Here is an 18617-nt window from a genome sequence, read left to right on the forward strand (position 1 = left end):
GGCCGAAACTCACACCGGATGCGCCGCCAAAGGCTCGGCCAGCGGCAGAAGGCTTTTCAGATCGACATCCAGGTCCTGTGCCTGCTGCGGCTGGACCTGGACGCCGGCGTTCAGCAATCGTCGGGCGGCCATGTGATCGGCTGGCCTTGCAACCGACTCGACGGCCACCAGACGTCCAGCGCGAAACAAGTACGCGGAAAAACCAAAGCTGTGCGCATCGCCGCGGATCACGCATTGATCAGCGCCGTGGGACAACCCGACGATCTGCAACTTCAAACCACCTTGATCGCTCCAGAACCACGGCGCCGCGTCGTAAGGCGCGCGATTGCCGGTCAATGTGCGGGCAAGGCAACGCGCCTGATCCATCGCGTTCTGTACCGACTCGATGCGGCACAAGCCCAGTGAGAAACGTGACTCGAAGGCCGCGCAGTCACCAATCGCTGAAATTGCCGGGTCATCAGTGCTGAGGAAGGCGTCGACGACAATGCCGTTGTCACAGCGCAACCCGGCTTCCTGAGCCAGTTCCACGTTAGGCAGGACGCCGATGCTGCTGACCAGCAAATCTGCCTCGATGACCTCACCCTCGCTGGTCACCACACGGCAACGCTCGGGTGCGGCTTCATCGAGTGCGGCCACGGTTACCCCCAACAGGAAGCGTACGCCCAAGGCTTCATGATGACGGCGAAACGCAGCCGCCACCGGCGCGCTGATTGCCCGGCCCATCAGCGTTTGTCCCGCCTCGATGACGGTCACCGTCAAACCTTTTTTCGCGGCCACCGCTGCGAACTCCAGTCCCAGAAAGCCGGCACCGATGACAATTACTTCGCGGGCACCACTCAGACGCTCGCGCATGTGGCCAGCGTCATCCAGGCCCCGCAGGTTGACCAGCCAAGGGTACGCCTTGCTCAGTCCAGGAAGATTGCGATTGCGGGCGCCGGTCGCCAATACCAGATGCGCATAAGGCAAGCGCAGCCCGTTAGCCGTTTCGACGTATTTGCCAACGCGATCGATGCGGGTCACTTTCGCGCCCAGATGCAACTCGACTTCGCGCTTTTGAAAATGCTCGCGTGACTGAAAAAACAGGCTGTCGATTTCACAGTCGCCGTTCATGAACGCTTTGGACAACGGTGGTCGCTGATAGGGCAAATGGGTCTCATCGCCCACCAGGCGAATGATTCCGGCGTATCCTTCATCACGAAGAAAGCCCACCAGTTGAAACGCAGCCTGGCCCGTGCCCACCACCAAAATTCCATCATCTGCCATGACATCACTCCCCGGCGCCACGCGTGCGCCTCGATTACTTGTCGACATGGATGCAAAGGGCGGGACACAGCCGTGCGGCCTCACGGATGTTTTCGTGCTCTTCTGGCGGCGGGTTGTCGTCGAGAACGATGACCAGGCCATCGTCTTCGTTCTGCGCGAACACTTTGGGCGCGGCCATGACGCACAGACCACCACCTACACACCGCGAATAATCGACGCTGAAGAACTTTTGCATTTTCGGCTCCCACTTCAATGGCAGGGATTTGATCCCGTAGACAAAGGCATCGCTGTTGAATTTCAGCTCATCGACCGGCACCGCCAGCGCAAGGCTTGGCAGACGCTTGAACAGCGTGGTGAAGACAATGCTCAATTCAAGGCGCGCCAACTGCTGACCCAGGCATTGATGAACGCCGTAGCTGAACGCCACGTGGTGCAGGGCTTCACGGCGAATGTCGAACTTGTCAGGATCAGGGAATTTTTCCGGGTCGCGATTGGCCGCACTGATCATTGCCATGACCCCTTCGCCCTTGCGAATCATGTGCCCGGCGACTTCCACGTCCTCCATGGCCACTCGCGGCCCGTTGTAATGGACGATGGTGTGGTAGCGCAGCATTTCTTCGATGGCGTTCTTGACCAGCGACGGGTCGTTGATCAATGCCTCCTTCTGGTCCGGGTTCATCAGCAGCGACAAGGTGCCCAGGGCAATCATGTTGGCCGTGGTTTCATGCCCGCCCATCAACAGCAACTCGATGGTCGCCAGGGTTTCCTCGCGCGACAGATGACCCGGAATCAACTGATTGCCAATCAAACGGCTGATCAGGTCACTGCGGTTGCCGGGGTTCTGCATCTTTTCAGTGATCAGTTTGTCCAGGTAAGCGCGCATCTCCTCGCCCGCCTTGAGCGGCACCGACGGATCGGCCGTCAGGTCCAGCTTGGCTTGAGCGCGCTCCTGGAAGAAATCGCGGTCCTCGTAAGGCACTCCCAGAAGACTGGCGATTACAGCCGTCGGCAGCGCCAGAGCGAACTCTTCTGCGAAGTCGCAGGTGTCACCCTTGGCAATCATTTCGTCGATCAGCGTATCAACCGTTTCTTGAATGAAGGGACGCATGGCCTCCACTTGGGTGATCATGAATTCCTTGGTCAGCATGCGCCGATGCTTGGTGTGCTCAGGCGGATCGAGGCGAATCAGCGTGGCTGGTTTTTCATACTTGAGCAGTGAGGCGCGTGCCGGAGAAATAAACGGATAACCGTCCGTGGCCGGATCAGTCGAAAAGCGGTTGTCGCCCAGCACCGCCTTGACGTCGTCATAACGCGTCAGCAACCAGGCTTGTGTGCCATCGGGCATGGTGACTTTGGACACCGGCGCTTCAGCGCGGATTTGCGCGTACTCCGGCGGCGGAGAAAACGGGCAGCGCTTCATCGGGAAGGCCGGCGCGTTGGCGTGATCGTGGCTCATGAGGTGTCTCCTTATTTTTATTAGCGAGGCCACGGTCGCCGCCATGGCTTGAATAGGTTGCTTGACTCGGTAGGTAATCAGCCTGCCGCGTGATCGAAATGGATGACCGTGCGCAGCGCCGAGCCATTGGCCAGCTTGGCAAAGCCGTCATTGATGTCCTGCAGCGCGATACGATGTGAAATCAGTGACTCGAATGACAGATCGCCCTCCATGAAGCGGTCGACCAGTCGCGGCAATTGCGTGCGTGTCTTGATGTTGCCCAAGTAAGAACCCATCAACCGACGGCCCTCGAGAATCGCCCGGGGGCGCAACTGGATTTGCTGGCTGCCGGGCAGCACGCCCACCATCACCGTCACGCCCCAACCCTTGCGGGTGCATTCTACGGCGTCGGACAGAACCTTCTGATTGCCCACGCATTCGAAGCTGTAATCGGCGCCGCCATCGGTGAGCTCTCGCAGATGGTCGAGCAGGTTTTCAACCTGGGTCGGGTCGACAAAGTGGGTGACTCCTGCCGCTCGCGCTGCCGTTTCACGCAGCGGATTGGTGTCGACGCCGATGATCTTGACTGCGCCAGCCAGCCGGGCGCCCTGCACGGCGTTCATGCCGATACCGCCCAGGCCGAACACCACCACACTCGCACCGGCCTCGACTTTGGCCGTGAACAACGCTGCACCCAGACCGGTAGCCCCAGCGCATCCCAAGCAGCAGATCACGTCCAGTGGCGCGGCTCGGTCGATAGGTGCAACTTGCATCTCACGCACCACAATGGCATCGGCGAATGTGCCGAGGTCACAGAAACCCCGTAGCGCCTGGTCACCCAACAGAAACGGTCGGCTACCGCTGTCGCGGAAATACTCGTCGCACAGATTGGTTTTGCCACTGACACAGGCAGGGCACACGCCGCACTCGGGAATCCCTAACGGAATCACATGGTCGCCCGGCTTCAGGCTGCTGACCTCGCGACCGCATTCAAGTACCACGCCTGCACCTTCATGACCCAGTACCAACGGATAGCTCGCGCCGGATCGCTCGCCGTTGATAAAACTCATGTCGGAATGGCAGATGCCTGCTGCTTTCATTTGAACCAGCACGTCGCGGGGGCCCAATGGCTTTAGCCGCACAGACTCGACAATCACCGCGCCTTGCTGTCCATGGGCAACAGCTGCACGGACAAACTCGCTCATGACCGTGCCTGCGCTGCAGCGGCAATGAAATCCTCGACGTGCTGGTCATGCTCGCCCACCGAGGGCGGGCCAAAGCGTGGCGTCATCAAGCGCCCATCGAAACTGGCGGGATAACGCGCTGCCCGGATCGTCCCGACCGGTGATTCGATCAGATTGTGAACCTGGTTATTGATGACCTGAGCGTCGTTCAGAAACTGGTCAAGGTCGAACACCGGCGCGGCCGGTACGTCCATCTCCAGAAAGCGCTGCAGCCAGAACTCAGTGGTTTTCTGTTTGACCACTGCACCGACGCGACGGAAAAACTCCTCGGCCATCAGCACCGGGTCGGTCATTTGCTTGAACTCGTCCTTCCACTCCGGCCGCTCGATGGCGCTGAGGGTCTTGGACATCTGCGCGCCATTGGCCGGAGAGATCACCAAGTGACCATCAGCGGTTTCCAGCACCTGCGATTGAGGGGGCTTCCAACCGCTGGTATCGCCATCGAATGTGCGATGTTGGAACATGTCCGGGAAGTTGAAATAGCCCATTACGTCGAGCATCGGAAGTTTCACATGCGCGCCAAGGCCGGTTTTTTCACGCTCGTAGAGCGCGGCAATGATCGCCTGGCTGCCAAAAATTCCCGTTACCTTGTCGACCATGTTGTAAGGCGTTACTGCTGGCGAGCCGTTGTTACGCCCTTCGGCCAGCACGATGCCGGTGCGTCCCTGAATCAAGGAGTCGAACGCCGGTGCGTCGGCGAGCGGCCCGGTATCACCGAAACCTGTGATCGACAGCCGGATCAGGCGCGGGTTAAGCGCCGTCAACACGTCTTGCCCCAACCCCAGTGACGTCGCCACACGTGGCCGCCAGTTTTCGATCAGCACATCGGCTTTTTCCAGCAGGCTCTTGAAACGCGCAAGGCCCTCGGCGGATTTGAGATCAATCACGACGCTGCGCTTGCCGCGGTTAGCGTTGGTCCAGGACGCACCGAAACCGCCTCGCGAATGACCAAAACGCCGAAAGCCGTCGCCACCGGGTGGCTCGACCTTTATCACCTCGGCGCCGAGATCGGACAACATCATCGAGGCGAATGGGCCAGTGAGGAAACTCGAGGTTTCGATGATCACCAGACCTTCGAGTGGTCTGCCGCGTGACGATTCACTGCCGTGGGTCGGCGTTTCAAACGTGCTCATAGCGTCCCTCTTTTTATTGTAGTGAGGCTGGTCGAGTGCAAACGATCCTTGGCCTGGCTATTGATTGGCTCATTGGATGAACCTTTGAATAAAAGTTAGACCTTAGAGGTTCGGGTTGTCAAGCGCCTTTTTCATGAACCGCCAGCGCCAACCGAAGGCGTAAAAGGGGTTGGGATAGAGTCAAGACAGCAAGAAAAAATGGGGCTAATATCGCAATGGATTAACCAATTAGAACAATGCCTGGGCTTGAAACTCAGGGAGCACGAGGAAATCAGCTTGGACAAAGACACACAACGCGCTCGGCCTTCCTATCTGCCGATCCAGACCAAGCGCGCATTCGAAGAAGTCGCGGAGCAGATCCGCGAACAGTTGTCTCAAGGCCTGCTCAAGCCAGGCGATCGTCTACCGCCGGAACGTGACCTGGCCGAGCAATTCAATCTGTCGCGCAACACCGTGCGCGAGGCGCTCAGGGCGCTGGAAATGTCCGGCTTGCTGGAGTTCCGCAAAGGCGCTACCGGCGGCGCATTCGTCCGTGAAGGTCAAAGTGATGCCGTGATTTCGGGCTTTTCGGATTTGTATCGATTGGGCTTCATTCTGCCAGGCGATCTTGCAGAAGCACGATTGCTTATCGGCGTCGAAGTCACTCGATTGGCCTGCCAACGCGCCAACGAAGCTGAATACGCCGAGCTGGAAGCCAACCTGGATGCGAGCGAGAAAGCGGTCGCGGACGGTGACGGCACAAAACGCCTGACGCTTAATCTCGAGTACCACATCATCCTGGCAAGGGCTGCGAAGAATCCGGTACTGATCATCCTCATGGAAGCATTGAACGATCTTATCTACAGAAGTCTGTTCAAAGCCCCTGTCCATGCTGAAAACACTAAGATCGTGGCCTCACGCCGCCGCATCCTCAAGCACATGCGCGCCGGGGACGAGGAGAAAGCTGTAACGGAGATGCACAAGCATCTGACGGCTTTGCGCAAGCATTACAAGGCGCAGGAAGAGCAAGGAGCGCAACAGCGTATAGTCGGGCAAGCTTAAACAAAACCCCTCCTTCTTTTGCCTCACCCCCTCGCCCCTATCTTTATTGCAGCCCGATCTTGGGCTGCCTGCAACCCCCCTCGCTGTCACCGTTGACGCTGCAACAACGACCTGTTTGTGCACCTCACTTGCCCTAGCCTGCTGGCGCAATCAGCTTGACCAATGACAATCGTCGACCTAATCTCACAATGGTTCAACCATAGTGCCTTTAGCGTCAGTATGAGCAGGGCAATGTTCAACATCGCATCATAAAAACAAGAAAGGACCCATCTATGGACTCCCTCGCAGGCAGTTTTCGGCCTCTGGCGATCAACAGTGCCGTGGCCAAGGTAAAACGACACGTACTGCCTCTCTTCGTGCTGATGTTCATCGTCAACTACATTGATCGTGTCAACATCGGCTTTGTGCGCAATCACATGGAAGTCGACCTTGGCATCGGAGTCGCAGCCTATGGCCTCGGTGCGGGGCTGTTTTTTCTCGGCTATGCATTATTCGAAGTCCCGTCCAGCGTGCTGATGCAACGGTTCGGCGCGCGCATCTGGCTGACTCGCATCATGCTGACCTGGGGCATTGCCGCCATGGCCATGGCGTTCGTGCGCAACGAGACCGAGTTCTATGTCTGCCGGTTTCTGCTGGGCGCGGCGGAAGCCGGATTTTTCCCTGGGGTCACCTATTACTTCACGCAATGGTTGCCTTCCACGGAACGAGCCAAGGCCATGGCTATCTTCATAGGTGGCTCAGCAGTCGCCTCGGTCATAGCCGGGCCCGTTTCCGGCGCGCTGTTGTTGATTCAAGGTTTCGGTCTGCATGGCTGGCAGTGGATGTTTCTGATCGAGGGCTTCGCTTCCATCCTGCTCTGCGCTGTGGTCTGGAAAGTCTTACGCTCCCACCCGCGGGAGGCAAAATGGCTGACGGAGGACGAAAAACAGGCACTGGCGCAGGTCATCCTGATCGAACAGCAAGAGCGTGAAGCGACCTATGTGGCCCCGCCCTCCGTGTTCAGACTCCTGATGGATCGACAAATCCTGCTGCATTGTTTTCTGTTTTTTACCATTGCCCAAATGGTCTACGCCGTCACGTTCTGGCTGCCCAGCATGATCCGCGAACTGGGAACGCTCAGTGACGTGCAAGTCGGCCTGCTGAACTCTATCCCCTGGTTGATTGCGATTATTGCCATGTATGGGTTTGCCGTGCTGGCAAGCCGCTGGTTGAGTCAAAGGGCCTGGCTCTCGATTACCTTGACCATTGCCGGCGTGGGACTTTTTGCATCAACCCTGGGCGGACCTCTATTCGGCTTCATCGCTACCTGCTTCGCGGCGATTGGCTTCAAATCGGCGACAGCGATGTTCTGGCCGATTCCCCAGCGCTACCTAGACGCACGGATAGCCGCAGGGGTCCTGGCACTGATCAATTCGGTCGGCACCCTGGGCGGATTTATCGGACCGAGTGTGTTCGGCCTGCTGGAGGCCCATACGGGCACTATCGAAGGAGGACTGTACGCCTTGTCCGCCACCTCGATAATCGCTGCCGTGCTGGTCTGTTTCGCCCGCTCGACGCCCCGTGGCGATGCATTCCAGGATGCGCTGCTGGCCGGCCGCAAACAGGCACGGTAGAGCGCGCTTTCACACGCTTCAGGGTTAGCGCCCCTCACCCCTCTGAACTCTGAACAAGATGGCGAGGCTGCCGCGAGGAGCTGGCTCAAGGCGCCATGTTTTTCTACCCGTCCGGCTACCCCCGGGGCACGCTCGGAGTCGGCGTCGAGCTGCATGCCCTCCTCGGATTGCGTCTGGATGGAGGCGGGAGCCGCACAGGCACCAGCCTCATGCCTTAGCGGCACTTAAGCTGCGTTTGTCCAATACCGAATTGACCTGGGGCGAACAGTTCCCCTTGACCCCGGTGTTTGGATTCAATGATTCTCGCTTACTGCCAGGCTCGGCGACCGGTGTCAGCCTGCGCTCCACCTGACGTTGCGGGTCAAGCATTCGCTGCATCGCTCCAGCAGCGAGGGATGCTATCCCGATCACAACGACATCCGGTTTATCGCCGAATACCCGATCAACATTTTCTAACACCGAAAAAAACAGCGCCCATGACCCGAAAGCCATGGGCACTGCGTAAATCGAGATACAGCCCCTTCAGCTCAGCCGATCATGCACCGCGCAGAATATCGATCACCTGAAGCGGATCATTGGGTAACTCATCGCCTCGCCATCCCACCTGACCATCCGGCCGCACCAGGACAAAACGACGCTCATAAAGCTGCGCGGCTTCCTGATTATTGATGTCCACGACTTTGAACGGCACGGCGCGTTCGTGCGCGGCGGCCTCAAGCTCACGGGTCTCGCCCCCATCGAACCGCAACAGCACGAACTCGCGGCCAAACAGGTCCAGCGTCGATTCGCCGGGCTTGAGCCAGACATGCGGCGCCCTGGAGCCCGGCCGCGCGGTTTGCACATAGGTTGAGACCGAATCTTCAGGACGAGGCGAACCATCCGGCACAAGGATCGGCGATCCCTCGAACACGTAGCCCAAGTGGATACCGATGGAAAACCACTCGCGCTTCATTTGCTCGGTGTAAGCGTCGCCGAAGGCCTTGCGCGCTTCATCGCTGCCGGGGCCGTCCTCGAACACCGCCGGTGACGGCGAACTGACACGCGGCGAGAGCATGCGTTTCAGGTTGCCGGTGGCCTCTGCCACGTTGCGCAGCGCCACCGGACGCATTTCAGTTTCGTAGGAATCGAGCAGCGTGCGCCCGCCCCAACCCTGCAGGTAACCGGCGAGTTTCCAGGACAGGTTGACGGCGTCCTGAATGCCGGTGTTCATGCCAAATCCGCCGGTCGGCGAGGTCAAGTGCGCGGCATCGCCCGCCAGGAATACCCGCTTGGTGCTGTAGGTATCGGCCACCAACTGGCGCCTGATCCACGGCAGCATCGAGAGTATTTCGAAATCGAATTCGCGCCCTACCGCACGTTGGATGGCGGCACGCATGTGCGCTTCGTCATGGGTTGCCTTGTTGTCATCGCCCACCAGTGAGAAGCGCCACTGATCACGACCATTGATGGCCACCAGTGTCGCCCAGGTGCCTTCAGGCCCGATGAAAATGTAGCGATAGGCCTTGGGCTTGTTGTGCAGCGCTTCAAGGTTATCGGTGCGGAAAACCACGTTGGTGGTGTAGGTCAGGGTCGGTTCACCAGCCATCTGGATGCCCAGGCCCTGGCGTACGGCGCTGGCGCCGCCATCGGTGCCCACCAGAAACTGCGCCTCGATCTCCCGGGTTTCGCCGCTGATGACGTCACGAACCGTCGCCGTGACGCCCTCCTCATGTTCAATGAACGACACCAACTCAGTGTTGTACGCCAGGGTCACTTCAGGGTACTGGCTGGCAAAACGTCGCAGCACCGGATCGAAGAAGTTCTGCGGGCAGCGTTCACGCTTTTGCGGACTTTGCGGCGGGTATTTTTCCTCCTTGGGGGAGGCAAACACTTCGCGGCCAAACTCGTGCCCGCTCAAGGTGGTGACCCAGGCGCAATCCTGCGGGTAATCGCGATTGTAGCCAGCACTTTCGACCCACGGCACGATGCCCCAGCGGCGGCAGAATTCCATGGTACGGACGCCAACCATGTCCATCCGCGGTTGCTGAACCTGGCCATCGGTACGTTCCAGCAGGGTGCATTGAGCCCCCCTGAAACCCAGATCCCCCGCCAATGCCAGGCCAACAGGGCCGGCGCCAACAATCAATACAGGCGTTTTCATTTTGTTGTTCTCCATCATGCGCGGACGAAGCGCCATGTGATTTCACTTTTGCCGTCGAGCGGCCGGGTAGTTACCGGATTGCGCCGGCATCGCACAAAGAGCCGTGCCGGCTTAGGCAAGCAAGCGCCGACCGATGATCATTCGGTGAATTTCATTGGTGCCTTCGATGATCTGGTTGACCTTGGCATCACGCATCATGCGTTCCACCGGAAACTCCTTCGAATAGCCATAGGCGCCCAGCACCTGTACCGCTTCGGTGGTCACGGTCATCGCCATGTCGGTGACGAAACACTTGGTCATCGACGACAGAATGGTCATGCGACTGTGATCCCCGGAATCGATTTCCTCGGTGCAGGTGCGCAGCAACGAACGCGCCGCCTCGATCTGGATCGCCATGTCGGCCAGCTTGAATTGCATGCCCTGGAAGTGGCCCACCGGTTTGCCGAACTGCTGGCGTTCCTTGCAATACTCGATGGCGACGTCCAGCGCACCTTGCGCCAGCCCAAGGGAGGTGGCGGCGATGGTCGGGCGATTGAGGTCCAGCACCTTCATGCAGGCCTTGAACCCCTCGCCCTCCTTGCCGAGCAGACAATCGGCGGGGACGCGCATGTTTTCAAAAAACAACTCGTGACTGGGAGAACCGTGGCGACCCATTTTGTGTTCCTGGCGCCCAACGACGAAGCCGGGCGTCTTGGTGTCGACCATGAAAGCGCTGATACCGTCGGACCCCGGCGCATCGCTGGTTCGGGCGAACAGGAGCAAAAAGTGCGCGTTGCCACCCCAGGTGATCCAGCTTTTCTGGCCATTGATCACGTAGCTGTCGCCATCGAGTACCGCACGTGTGCGCAAGGACGACACGTCGGAACCGGTCTGCGGCTCGGTAATGCCGATCGCCGAGACCAGCCGGCCCTCGGCGGCCAGAGGCAACCAGCGTTGTTTTTGCTCTTCGGTGCCGTAATGCAGGATGGGCAGTACAAAGGAGATCGAGTTGTTGCCACACAGGGTGGCGGCGGCCAGGGATACCTTGGCGATCTCTTCCTTGGCGATGCACACAGTGGTCAAATCGCCACCAGGTCCGCCGTATTCCTCGGGCAGCCACAACTGCAGCAATCCCATGTCACCAAAGATGGGTACCAGCTCGTGAGGAAAACGATCGGTGCCCTCCATCGACGGCACCAGCGGTGCGATGTCCCTGGCGACCATGCGCCGTATCGACTCACGGAGCATCTGGTGTTCTTCATTGACGGGCATGGCGTGCCCTCCTCTTATTGTTATTGGATGGCCCGGTTTCAGTAGCTGGGGAATGACAGCCCGCCGTTGATGCTTAAGGTAGAACCGGAGACCTGATCCGAATCCGGGCTTGCAAGAAACAGGATGTACTGCGCAAGGTCCTGGGCGGTGTTGAGACGAAACTTCACCCGCTGCTCGGCCTTGGTGAATGCCTTGACGATCACTTCCTGCGAGCCTTGATCCCGGGCCGTAAGGAACCGGTCGTGGGCCGGGGTTCCGGTGGTCAACGTGGTGGCCACGGCATTGACGCGGATACCCAGACTCGCCAGTTCAGCCGCGAGCGAGCGCGTCAAAAACATGATCGAGGCACCGGCAGCGCCGATCATCGATTCGCTGGGTGTCGGAATGCGCGCCGCATCGGTGGTGACCAATACCACCTTGCCGTAGCCTTGGTCCTTCATGTACTTGACTGCCGCATGCAAGGCGTTGAGCCGTGGCATCAGTCGGCTTTGCAGCGTGGCGATGCCCTCCTCCGGCGTCATGTCAACGAACAGCTTTGGCCTTGGCTCGCTGGGACCGCCGCTGGCAACCACCACATCGACTTTGCCGAAGCGCTCTTTGGCGAATCCCACCGCCTGATCGATTCCTGCATAGGTCAGCAAGTCGCTTTGGACGAACACGCGCTCGCCCGGATAACTCACGCAGTCGTCGATAAGGCTTTGCGCCGCCTCAGCGTCGCGTCCCTGAATGACGACGCAGGCACCGCTCTGAGCCATCTTGCGCACGCTTTCACGACCAATACCCTTGGTGCCGCCCAGCACCACGGCGACCATTCCAGCCATTTCAGCAATCATGGGCCGTCTCCTCAGTTCGATTTGGCAGGAGCGTCGGCAGCGTTCTGCCCTGCGCCTGCGTCGTAGTGACTTTCACGTACATGAGCGGCCTTGGTCGTGCCTTTGTTCTTGCGCTCTTTCATGAAATTGACTTCGTCGGACTCGTAGCGAATGTTGGTCCCCAGCGCGTGGCCGATATAGCCGTGAACGAACTGTGAGGTCATGCCCAGCGAATCCATGGCTAGGTGCGTCGCTGCCTTGCCGATAGCGATGGCGTCACGCGGCAGGCGCACGATCCGCTCGGCCCACTCCTCACCGGCATCAAGCAATTCTTCAGGCGGCACTGCCTTGTTGATCAGGCCGATACGCGCAGCTTCAGTCCCGTCGATAACCTCACCGAGCAACAACATCTCCCGCGCCTTGCGTGGCCCCATGGCCAGAATGTTCCAGCTGGTCATGTAGGCAGCCCCGGCCAAACCCATCTTCTGCTCCGGATGGCCAATTTTGGCGTCGGTGGCGGCAATCGCCAGATCGCTTGCCTCGACGATGTAGAGCCCGGCGCCCACGCACCAGCCCTGCACCAGCGAAATGGTGGGCTTGACGCAGTAGAAGATCTGCCGGAATTGCTCGACGTGACGTTTATCGAAGTGCAGACGCGCTCGCTGGCTCGGCCTACGCGCCCCCGGATCCTTGGAAAACCCGTACTCGGCGCCGCCGACCTGGGCCAGGTCATGACCTGTGGAGAAATCCCGGCCCTCGCTTTTGAAAATAATGACCCGGACGTCGTCGTCCAGCTCGGCGCGATCAAGGTGCTCGATCAAACGGTCGAACATTTCATAGGTCAGGGCATTACGTTTTTCATCACGGCAGAACGTGATGTACGCCCGGCCGTTGCGCGCTTCGTAGCGCACCAGGTCACGAAGATCCTGTTGGTCTTGTTGTGATTCCATGACTGACTCCGTTAAGGCTCATTGGATGAACCATTGAGATAATGGTCAGTGATGTTTTCTTTGTCAAGCGCTGGCGATAGCCACGTCGCGACAAGGTCAACCGTTTGAAATGGTCTCTGACACCCTCGAAAAACGGCTGTCAGAAACCACAGTCGCTCGCGCAATACGCGGCAAACTCGACCACTGCGGGCGTCAGAAGATGTTCAGTGGGTATTCAACGATGACCCGCAGTTCATCGATATCGGGGTGGCGGATACCTGTCGTGGCACGTTGCGAAGCGTGGCGCAGACGCACGGACAAATTCTTCACGGGGCCGCTCTGCACCACGTATGCGGCCTCCAGGTTGCGCTCCCAATGCTTGTTGTCCTTGTTTGGGTCGTAGACGAATCGGCGGGTATAAAACCGGTTGGTGCTGTGGGAGTTGTCCATGTCGTCGCCTCTGGTATAGCTCGCCATGAACGTCAGGCCAGGAACACCAAACGCAACCATGTTGAGCCTGTAACGCAACTGCCATGATCGCTCGTTGGCTTCCGCGAATGTCGAGAACTGCGAGGCATTGGTGAATGTCACGTTGCCGCCCATGGTGCCAAAACCCACCCAGTCCAGCGGCTCGTCGCCAAAGATTTTCTGATAGCCGAGGGTGAAAGTGTGCGCGCCTACCCGATAATCCATAGCCAGCGAAAACGCCTTGTTGTCGATGCTGTCGCCCAACTGTTTGCCATAGTCGCGAGTCCGGTAAGCGTTCAGCGTGAAATCTATGGCTTGGTTGTCGCTCAGCGGTACGCCGTATCTGGCGTAGCCATAGTATTGCCGCCACACGTCCTTGAATTCCGACGCGTACAGACTCAGGCTCAGCCGGTTATTGACCTTGTAAAGCCCGCCCAGGTATTCGATTCTTCTGGAGGTAATGCCCGCCCCGTAATCGGTGGTCAGCTCTGCGTCATGGTTGCTCGAATCCACACCACGAACAGACGTGAAACGGCCGTAGTTGACGGTCAGATTCTCCAACTCGCTAGACGTCAGACTCCATCCCGTCGCCGACGAGGGCAGCAAGCGGACGGTGCTGGTAGAAAAGATCGGCACATTGGGCATTTGCTGGCCATATTTGATAACCGTGTTGGAAACCCGCCCCTTCAACGCGCCGCCTAACGCTGAAAAGTTGTTCTCCGGGTGCCCTTCACCATCAATAGGCATCAGCGCTAGCCCTGTTCTGCCGCCGCCACTGTCTAGTTTTATTCCAAGCAGCGCCTGCGCATCCAGACCTACGCCGAATACCCCTTGGGTGAAACCTGAGGTGTAGGTCGCGATAAAGCCCTGTGCCCATTCCTCGGCATAGCCGTTGCGTCGATCGAGGGGTTTAAAACCGTTGGTGCCTGAGCCCGAGGTACCGCCGTGGCGCAAATCCCGGTTGAAGTAGAAGTTTCGTGCCAACACACCCAAGTGTGAATCCTCCAGCACACCCTTGGCCTCCTCCTGCCCCGCGACAGCGAGGTTAGTCATGCAGCAACCGGCACAGCAGAACAGCGCACAGGCATGCGCGCGAACAGAACACTTAGGCATAGTGAGTTTCTCTTGTTTTTGTTTTATCAAACACGCCGTTGTTTTTTATGTTGCGAATTGCTCTATCGAATTGGGGAGAACACTCCTTGGGTAAAGGTGGGTGAAAGAGCAGGCGATCGCCTGCTCAGGTGAAGGAATAGACACCCAGGTCAATGGTTTCTAAATATTGAGTCAGGCGGACGGACGATCAGCCCAAACCGCTCTCAGACGGGCTTGATCGCGCATGCGTCGATCACGCTTTGCGCTGCGCGCAGGCCGAACACCAACGCCTTGGCAAGCCCGCCAACGTAGCCGCTGCGTGGCCCGCCCTCGATCCCGCCCGTTGCTGCTCCGGCTGCATAGACACCCGCAATGGTCTGCCCTTCGGTGTTCAAGACACGGCACTGTTCATCGATCGCGATGCCGCCCATGGTGTAAGTAATCCCGGCACTCAGGCGCAGTGCCAGATAAGGAGCCTGATCGATCTTGTGCATTGCACTGCCGAGCAACGTGCTGGAATGGCGCCGTGGTGGCTGCAACTGGTCGGCTCGTCCCTGGTCGACGGCCAGGTTGCAGTCGTGGACCGTTTGCACAAGGTTTGTGCCGGGCATTTGCAGCTGCGCCGCCAATGCTTCCAGCGTCGGTGCGCTGTAGAGTCTGGCGCCACGCTCCAGCAGCGTCGGGTTAGGCGGCAGCAGGTACTCGCGACCTACCTGCTCCCAGATTTTGGTGTCCATGACGACCACCGACGACAGCGGCTGATCCAGGGCAGCGATGGCGTTGGCCATTGCTACACCGCCCAATCCTTCCTCGCAAAAACGACGACCTTCGGCGTTGACCACAATGCCCGCCGAGGCCACCACATCCAGAATGGGATACGGCCAAAGACTCGGCTCATTGACCGCTTCGGCGCATTGTACGTGGCCATAAAACTTATCCAGCCCCACCAGCCGGGCGCCTATGGCCTCGGCCATCAACATACCGTCCCCCATTCCGGTGCCGGCACCGCGCACGCAAAGGTCTTGCGGTCGCGGGGAGATGTAGCGACGAACCAGCTCAGCGTTGCCCTGGAAACCACCATCGGCGATCAACACCGCGCGGCCACTGAACGTCTTGAGCGCCTCACCCACCTGTACCTGCAGGCCGCCGAACTCGCCACCCTCAAGCAGAAGTCGCTTTGCCCGGTGGCCGCGCAGAAACGCACCGCCAAACGATAACAACTGCTGCTCAAGGCTATCGAGCAGACGGTCTGCACCCTTGTCCGGCCAGTGGTTTTGAAACCCCGGCTCACGCAGGCTGAAGGGCATCAACATGCTGCTCATGAATGGGAAATCGCCGCCCTTGCCGAATACCGCACCATGCTCGCTCAACCAGGCAATGGCGGACGCGCCCTGATCGGCCAGCACGTCCGCCATGCCCTCAGGACAATAGCCGCCTGTTGCGGCCTCGATAGCTTCGCGTAGTTGGGCGGGCGATGCATGAATGTCCTGAAATGCGAGATGAAACACACCGCCCGTGTAACGGGAGTTGGCCGGGTATTTGGCTGCTTCTCCCGCTTCGAAAACGGCGACCCGCGCGCCGGATTCGGCCGCATGCACAGCAGCGCAAAGGCCACTGAGCCCGCCGCCGATCACTAACAAATCATAAGTATTCATGAGGCCCGTCCGACGATGCTCAAGGGTGCGCTTTCTCCCAGATAGCTCTGGTGCAGCGAAGGGCTGTCGAGCAGTTGCTTGGCAGCGCCATGGGCCGTGATTGACCCCGTGCTCATGACATAACCGTACTGCGCCAGGCGCAATGACTCCTCGGCATGCTGCTCCACCAGCAACATGGTCAGGCCACTGTCGCGCAGCCTGGCGAGCACGTTGAACAACAACTCCACGATCAACGGAGCCAGCCCGATGGATGGCTCATCCAACAACAGGACTTTAGGGTCCGCCATCAGGGCGCGCCCCATCGCCACCATCGATTGCTCGCCACCACTGAGGGTAATGGCTCGCTGATCTGCGCGTTCACGCAGTTTGGGAAACAGCTCATGTACGTAGTCCAGGCGTTGCTTGAACAAAGCCGTACGGTTGGCACTGCGGCGCAGTCGGTGAAACCCCAGACGCAGGTTTTCGTCGACGGTCAACGGCCCGAACAACTGACGCCCTTCCGGGACTTGCACGATGCCCAGTTCGACGATTTCCGGGGCCGACAAGCGTGTGATGTCGACGCCGTCGAAATGAATCGAACCGGCATGGACCTCTGTCAAACCGCAAATACTGTTGATGAGCGTCGATTTGCCCGCACCATTGGGACCAAGAACCGTCACGACTTGTCCGCGCTGCACCGAGAGAGAGACCGACCGAATCGCGTCGGAGCCTTTGTAACCGGCACGTAAATCAACAACCTCAAGCATGGCTGGCCCTCCGGCCCAGATAGGCCTCGATAACGTTTTCATCGACCTGGATCTGCTGTGGCGTGCCTTCGGCGATTTTGCTGCCGTGATCGAGCACGGCCAGTCGATGGCACAGCCCCATCATGAAATCAATGTTGTGCTCCACCAGGACGATGCTCAGCCCCTGCGCGTTAAGTTTGCGCAGTAACTGGCCCAGGTTTCGGGTTTCCTGATCATTCAGGCCAGCCGCCGGCTCATCCAGGAGCAAGAGGTTGGGGCCGCTGGCCAGGGCTCTGGCAATTTCCAGCAGGCGCAACTGGCCGTGCGGCAAATGTTCAACCATCTCTTCGGCGCGCTGCGCGAGCCCAACGAAGGCCAGCAAGGCCATGCCCTCCTCGCGCAACTGGCGTTCGCGACGCAGCACCCGTCCGGCCATGAACATCGACGGCAACAGGCCATCGATCAACGTGTGATGGAAGCCCATCAATACGTTGTCCAGCACGCTCATGCCGTGAAACACCCGCACGATCTGAAACGTTCGCGCCATGCCCAACGCACTGCGCCGATGCAGCGCCAACTTCGACACGTCCTGGCGCGCAAATTCGATGCGCCCCGCCGTCGGTACCAATACGCCGGTTACCAGATTGAACAGGGTCGACTTACCCGCGCCGTTGGGCCCCAGCAACCCATAAACCTGACCTTTGCAAACTTGCAAAGACACGTCGTTGACCGCCACCAGGCCGCCGAAGCGCATCGTTGCCCCTTTGATGTCCAGCATGACGTCGCCTGCTGCCGCAGCCGGTTGTTTGAACGCATTCATGGTTTGATCTCTCCAGCCTTGACCACCCCGGGGGCAGGCGATGCGGCCTTGCGTCGAATTCGGCCAAAGAGTTTGGGTATCAGTCCCGACAGGCCATGGGGCATAAACATGAGGAACAGCAACAGGCATACGCCGTAAATAATGGTTTCGGATTCACCGAACGCAGCCAGTCCTTGAGGGGCGATCACCACCACACAGGCGCCCAGCAATGCACCGTAACGAGTGCCAAGACCGCCCACCACGGCGATCGTCAGGATGCTGACCAGGATCGGAAACTCGCTGAAGCTCGGATTGACCTGTCGATTCACCACCGCTGAGGCGATGCCAGCCAGCCCCGCCAGTACCGACGACAAAATGAATATGCGCAGCTTCCAGGCTGTCACGTTGACGCCGAGCGATTGAGCAGCGGTTTCATCGCCCCGCAGCGACATCAGCGCCCGACCCATGTGCGTGGAAACAATGAAGTTCTGCATGACTAACACCAGCACCATGATCAGCAAAATGGCGTAGTACAGCTCAGTACGGCTGACGATATGGCCGCTGAATTTCACGCTGGGGACCATCATTCCGGCGGTGCCACCGGTGAACTCGATCCAGCGGCTGGCAATCCCGGCGAACACCAGGCCAAAGCACAAGGTGGCCATCGCAAGGTAATGGCTGCGCAACCGCAACAAGGGGATACCGATCAGCAGTGCGACCCCTGCACAGATCAACAGAGCGGCGGGCAATGCAGACCAAAACGACCAGTTGCCCGCCGACATCAGCAGCGTGAACGCATATGCACCCAGCGCGAAGAAACCCTGTTGCCCCATGGATATCTGCCCGGCATAGCCATAGAGCAGATTGAAGCCCGTGCAGAGAATCGTATAGATGCAAATGATGGTGACCAGTCGCAGGTGAAAGCCGCTGGTCAACAGCAGCGGCACCAGCGCGCCGACCAACAGAATCAATGCCGGCCCGGCGAGCATAGAGCGTGCGGTGTTGAGACTTTTCATG

General features: G+C 59.1%; 16 protein-coding genes. 3 read left to right on the forward strand and 13 right to left on the reverse strand.

The window, feature by feature from the left end; genetic code table 11:
• Nucleotides 1–9 precede the first annotated feature (9 nt).
• From CE491_RS13560 to CE491_RS13575, 4 genes are all read right to left on the reverse strand, one after another.
• Nucleotides 10–1263 carry an NAD(P)/FAD-dependent oxidoreductase gene (locus CE491_RS13560; RefSeq protein WP_110948860.1) on the reverse strand — a complete coding sequence of 418 codons (1254 nt, stop codon included), beginning with the start codon at nt 1261–1263 and terminating at the stop codon, nt 10–12.
• A gap of 34 nt (nt 1264–1297) precedes the next feature.
• Nucleotides 1298–2719, reverse strand: a complete 1422-nt coding sequence (locus CE491_RS13565; RefSeq protein WP_110948861.1) for a cytochrome P450 — start codon at nt 2717–2719, stop codon at nt 1298–1300.
• A 77-nt stretch (nt 2720–2796) separates the two neighbouring features.
• Nucleotides 2797–3903 carry a zinc-binding dehydrogenase gene (locus tag CE491_RS13570; RefSeq protein WP_110948862.1) on the reverse strand — a complete coding sequence of 369 codons (1107 nt, stop codon included), beginning with the start codon at nt 3901–3903 and terminating at the stop codon, nt 2797–2799.
• On the reverse strand, nt 3900–5075 hold the full coding sequence (locus tag CE491_RS13575) for a CaiB/BaiF CoA transferase family protein (RefSeq protein WP_110948863.1): 1176 nt from the start codon (nt 5073–5075) through the stop codon (nt 3900–3902). The genes CE491_RS13570 and CE491_RS13575 overlap by 4 nt, the downstream gene beginning before the upstream one ends.
• A 276-nt stretch (nt 5076–5351) precedes the next feature.
• On the opposite strand from CE491_RS13575, the gene CE491_RS13580 reads away from it, so the two are divergent.
• The 3 genes from CE491_RS13580 to CE491_RS31245 all read left to right on the forward strand — a co-directional run bounded on the left by CE491_RS13580 (nt 5352) and on the right by CE491_RS31245 (nt 8081).
• Nucleotides 5352–6116: a FadR/GntR family transcriptional regulator gene (locus CE491_RS13580; RefSeq protein ID WP_199885101.1), complete on the forward strand. Its 765-nt coding sequence runs from the start codon at nt 5352–5354 to the stop codon at nt 6114–6116.
• A gap of 272 nt (nt 6117–6388) precedes the next feature.
• Complete coding sequence (locus CE491_RS13585) at nt 6389–7729, forward strand: MFS transporter (protein ID WP_110948865.1); 1341 nt, start codon at nt 6389–6391, stop codon at nt 7727–7729.
• Nucleotides 7730–7787: 58 nt separating this feature from the next.
• Entirely contained in the window at nt 7788–8081 is a 294-nt protein-coding gene (locus CE491_RS31245; protein WP_407681343.1) for an OprD family outer membrane porin, read from the forward strand.
• Between the two features lie 183 nt (nt 8082–8264).
• On the opposite strand, the gene CE491_RS13595 is transcribed toward CE491_RS31245, so the two are convergent.
• The 9 genes from CE491_RS13595 to CE491_RS13635 all read right to left on the reverse strand — a co-directional run bounded on the left by CE491_RS13595 (nt 8265) and on the right by CE491_RS13635 (nt 18616).
• Nucleotides 8265–9905, reverse strand: coding sequence for an FAD-dependent oxidoreductase (locus CE491_RS13595; protein ID WP_324880855.1), 1641 nt, complete (start codon nt 9903–9905; stop codon nt 8265–8267).
• Between the two features lie 75 nt (nt 9906–9980).
• Nucleotides 9981–11120, reverse strand: a complete 1140-nt coding sequence (locus CE491_RS13600) for an acyl-CoA dehydrogenase family protein (RefSeq protein ID WP_110948866.1) — start codon at nt 11118–11120, stop codon at nt 9981–9983.
• 38 nt (nt 11121–11158) lie between these two features.
• Nucleotides 11159–11953 (reverse strand): SDR family NAD(P)-dependent oxidoreductase, encoded by a 795-nt coding sequence (locus CE491_RS13605; protein ID WP_110948867.1) that lies wholly within the window; start codon nt 11951–11953, stop codon nt 11159–11161.
• An 11-nt stretch (nt 11954–11964) separates the two neighbouring features.
• A complete protein-coding gene (locus CE491_RS13610) occupies nt 11965–12882 on the reverse strand; it encodes an enoyl-CoA hydratase/isomerase family protein (protein ID WP_110948868.1) in 918 nt (305 codons plus the stop codon).
• A gap of 192 nt (nt 12883–13074) precedes the next feature.
• Nucleotides 13075–14382 (reverse strand): OprD family porin, encoded by a 1308-nt coding sequence (locus CE491_RS13615; protein WP_110948869.1) that lies wholly within the window; start codon nt 14380–14382, stop codon nt 13075–13077.
• A 263-nt stretch (nt 14383–14645) separates the two neighbouring features.
• Nucleotides 14646–16076 (reverse strand): FAD-dependent oxidoreductase, encoded by a 1431-nt coding sequence (locus CE491_RS13620; RefSeq protein WP_110948870.1) that lies wholly within the window; start codon nt 16074–16076, stop codon nt 14646–14648.
• Nucleotides 16073–16822 (reverse strand): ABC transporter ATP-binding protein, encoded by a 750-nt coding sequence (locus tag CE491_RS13625; RefSeq protein WP_110948871.1) that lies wholly within the window; start codon nt 16820–16822, stop codon nt 16073–16075. Before CE491_RS13625 ends, CE491_RS13620 begins: the two co-directional genes overlap by 4 nt.
• A complete protein-coding gene (locus tag CE491_RS13630) occupies nt 16815–17621 on the reverse strand; it encodes an ABC transporter ATP-binding protein (RefSeq protein WP_199885102.1) in 807 nt (268 codons plus the stop codon). The genes CE491_RS13625 and CE491_RS13630 overlap by 8 nt, the downstream gene beginning before the upstream one ends.
• Nucleotides 17618–18616 carry a branched-chain amino acid ABC transporter permease gene (locus tag CE491_RS13635; protein ID WP_110948872.1) on the reverse strand — a complete coding sequence of 333 codons (999 nt, stop codon included), beginning with the start codon at nt 18614–18616 and terminating at the stop codon, nt 17618–17620. The genes CE491_RS13630 and CE491_RS13635 overlap by 4 nt, the downstream gene beginning before the upstream one ends.
• Nucleotide 18617 lies beyond the last annotated feature (1 nt).

Source organism: Pseudomonas bohemica (assembly GCF_002934685.1).
GTDB lineage: Bacteria > Pseudomonadota > Gammaproteobacteria > Pseudomonadales > Pseudomonadaceae > Aquipseudomonas > Aquipseudomonas bohemica.